This is a genomic window from Kitasatospora sp. NPDC059571 (assembly GCF_042735675.1).
Taxonomy (GTDB): Bacteria; Actinomycetota; Actinomycetes; order Streptomycetales; family Streptomycetaceae; genus Kitasatospora.
Genome location: NZ_JBHWBW010000007.1, coordinates 21,342 through 24,630, shown reverse-complemented (window position 1 = coordinate 24,630; position 3,289 = coordinate 21,342). Strand labels below are relative to the sequence as shown.

At 69.3% G+C, this 3,289-nt stretch carries 3 protein-coding genes; all 3 read left to right on the top strand.

Annotation, left to right across the window (positions count from 1 at the left end; translation table 11 throughout):
• Nucleotides 1-251: 251 nt before the first annotated feature.
• The 3 genes from ACFV0G_RS02365 (at nt 252) to clpX (ending at nt 3,179) form a co-directional block, all read left to right on the top strand.
• A complete protein-coding gene (locus ACFV0G_RS02365) occupies nt 252-881 on the top strand; it encodes an ATP-dependent Clp protease proteolytic subunit (RefSeq protein WP_380540298.1) in 630 nt (209 codons plus the stop codon).
• 53 nt (nt 882-934) lie between these two features.
• A complete protein-coding gene (locus tag ACFV0G_RS02360; protein WP_380540248.1) occupies nt 935-1,591 on the top strand; it encodes an ATP-dependent Clp protease proteolytic subunit in 657 nt (218 codons plus the stop codon).
• Between the two features lie 301 nt (nt 1,592-1,892).
• Nucleotides 1,893-3,179, top strand: coding sequence for an ATP-dependent Clp protease ATP-binding subunit ClpX (gene clpX, locus ACFV0G_RS02355; RefSeq protein WP_380540245.1), 1,287 nt, complete (start codon nt 1,893-1,895; stop codon nt 3,177-3,179).
• Nucleotides 3,180-3,289 lie beyond the last annotated feature (110 nt).

The following is a 3,289-nucleotide window of genomic DNA, read 5'->3' as shown; positions in this document are numbered from 1 at the left end:
CGCGGCGGCCTCCCCAGCCCTGTCCCCCGCGCGCCACCGCGCGCTGTCCCCCCCCCCCGCCGCCCGGCGCGGGCCCCCCCCCCCCCCCGGCGGCCCGCCCCACAGCCGTATTCCGGCGCACACCCTGCGCTCACAGCGAACAGTTCTGCGTGGGGGATTCTGCGGCGCGGCCTGCGCGTTAGGGTCGGTGGACAGCGACTTACACGCAGATCGACTGAGCAGGTGGCTAAGTGACGTTCCCGCAGATGCAGATGGATGGCCTGACGGCGCCGCGCGCCGCCGCCGGTGACGTGCTCGGCGGCCTGGGCGACCAGGTCTACAACCGGCTGCTCAACGAGCGCATCATCTTCCTCGGCCAGCAGGTCGACGACGACATCGCCAACAAGATCACCGCCCAGCTCCTCCTCCTGGCCGCAGACCCGGAGAAGGACATCTTCCTGTACATCAACTCCCCGGGCGGCTCGATCACGGCCGGCATGGCGATCTACGACACCATGCAGTACATCAAGAACGACGTGGTGACCATCGCCATGGGCATGGCGGCCTCCATGGGCCAGTTCCTGCTCACCGCCGGCGCCAAGGGCAAGCGCTTCTCGCTGCCCAACGCCAACATCCTGATGCACCAGCCCTCCGCGGGCCTCGGCGGCTCCGCCTCGGACATCAGGATCCAGGCCGAGCAGCTGCTCCGCACCAAGAAGCGGATGTCCGAGCTGATCGCGCACCACAGCGGCCAGAGCTTCGAGCGGGTCACCGCGGACTCCGACCGCGACCGTTGGTTCACCCCGGAGGAGGCCAAGGCGTACGGCCTCATCGACGAGATCATGCACAGCGCCGCGGACGTCCCGGGCGGCGGCGGCACCGGCGGCGGCGGCGCTTCCTGAGCGCCCCGGCCAGCAGACTCCCAGACCGTACGCTTCGGAGGACCGAACACCCCATGAACCTTCCCTACACGCCGCGCGGCGAGTTCCAGGGCGCCCGTGCCGAGGGCCGCTACATCGTGCCGCGCTTCGTCGAGCGCACCTCCCAGGGCATCCGCGAGTACGACCCGTACGCCAAGCTGTTCGAGGAGCGCATCATCTTCCTCGGCTCGCAGGTGGACGACGTCTCGGCCAACGACATCATGGCGCAGCTGCTGTGCCTGGAGTCGATGGACCCGGACCGCGAGATCCAGATGTACATCAACTCGCCCGGCGGCTCGTTCACGGCCCTCACGGCCATCTACGACACGATGCAGTACGTGAAGCCGGACATCACCACCGTCTGCATGGGCCAGGCGGCCTCCGCCGCGGCCGTGCTGCTGGCGGCCGGCACCCCCGGCAAGCGGATGGCGCTGCCGAACGCCCGGATCCTGATCCACCAGCCGTACACCGAGACCGGCCGCGGCCAGGTGTCGGACCTGGAGATCCAAGCCAAGGAGATCTTCCGGATGCGCGAGCAGCTGGAGGAGATGCTGGCCAAGCACTCCAACAAGCCGGTCGAGACGGTCCGTGACGACATCGAGCGCGACAAGATCCTGACCGCCGAGGAGGCGCTGGAGTACGGCCTGATCGACCAGATCATCTCCACCCGCAAGTCGTCGCTGACCGACTGACGGGCAGGGCTCGGGGGCGGGGTCGTACGCGGGGCGCGCAGCGCCGTGACGTACGCCCCGCCCCGATCCGTTCCGGTCGACCGGCCGGACGGGCACAATGGACGTCGGGCTTCATGCCCGAGTGACGGCATCTGTTCGGTATCAATTCGCCCAGGGCGTAGGGCAGAGCTGCCGAAGTCGGCGGAAATACCGGCTCCGCAGAGTACCGTCGGATAGCGAGACCGACCGCCGACGGCGCAAACCGGTCCACAGCACCAGGCCCCGGACCCCTGCGGGGCCCCTGGCGAAGGGGAAGCACCTCGTGGCACGCATCGGAGACGGTGGCGACCTGCTCAAGTGCTCGTTCTGCGGCAAATCGCAGAAGCAGGTGAAGAAACTGATCGCCGGGCCTGGCGTGTACATCTGCGACGAGTGCATCGACCTCTGCAACGAGATCATCGAGGAGGAGCTCGCCGAGTCCTCGGAGGTCCGCTTCGAGGAGCTGCCGAAGCCCCGCGAGATCTACGAGTTCCTGGACCAGTACGTGGTCGGCCAGGACCTCGCCAAGAAGGCGCTGTCGGTCGCCGTCTACAACCACTACAAGCGCGTCCAGGCCGGCGAGAACGGCCGGGCCGGCAACGGCCGCGAGGACGCCATCGAGCTGGCGAAGTCCAACATCCTGCTGCTGGGCCCGACCGGCTCCGGCAAGACCCTGCTGGCGCAGACGCTGGCCCGGATGCTGAACGTGCCGTTCGCGATCGCCGACGCCACCGCCCTGACCGAGGCGGGCTACGTGGGCGAGGACGTCGAGAACATCCTGCTCAAGCTGATCCAGGCGGCCGACTACGACGTCAAGAAGGCCGAGACCGGGATCATCTACATCGACGAGATCGACAAGGTCGCCCGCAAGAGCGAGAACCCGTCGATCACCCGCGACGTCTCCGGCGAGGGCGTGCAGCAGGCGCTGCTGAAGATCCTGGAGGGCACCACCGCCTCGGTGCCGCCGCAGGGCGGGCGCAAGCACCCGCACCAGGAGTTCATCCAGATCGACACCACCAACGTGCTGTTCATCGTCGGCGGTGCGTTCGCGGGCCTGGAGCGGATCATCGAGGGCCGGGCCGGCGCCAAGGGCATCGGCTTCGGGGCCAACATCCGCTCCAAGCGCGAGCAGGACGCCTCGGACCACTTCCGCCAGGTGATGCCGGAAGACCTCGTGAAGTTCGGCATGATCCCCGAGTTCATCGGCCGGCTCCCCGTGATCACCAGCGTGCACAACCTGGACCGCGAGGCGCTGCTGCAGATCCTCACCGAGCCGAAGAACGCGCTGGTCAAGCAGTACCGCAAGCTCTTCGAGCTGGACGGCGTGGAGCTGGAGTTCACCCGTGACGCGCTGGAGGCCATCGCCGACCAGGCGATCCTGCGCGGTACCGGTGCCCGCGGTCTGCGCGCGATCATGGAGGAGGTGCTGATGTCCGTGATGTACGAGGTGCCCTCGCGTCAGGACGTCGCCCGGGTGGTCGTGACCGGGGACGTCGTCTCCAAGCACGCCATCCCGACCCTCGTGCCGCGCGACATGATCAAGCGCGAGCGCCGCGAGAAGAGCGCCTGACCGGCACCGTGACGCCGAGCGGGGGGGGGGGGGGCCCCCGGCGGGGGGGGGGGGGGGGGCGGCCCCGCGCGCCCCCGCGCCCGCCCCCGCCCGCGGGGGCCGCGCGCGGG

Excerpts from the sequence above, each read along its gene's own strand:
- ACFV0G_RS02365 (WP_380540298.1), top strand. The coding sequence starts at position 252 with ATGGATGGCCTGACGGCGCCGCGCGCCGCCGCCGGTGACGTGCTCGGC.
- ACFV0G_RS02360 (WP_380540248.1), top strand. The coding sequence starts at position 935 with ATGAACCTTCCCTACACGCCGCGCGGCGAGTTCCAGGGCGCCCGTGCC.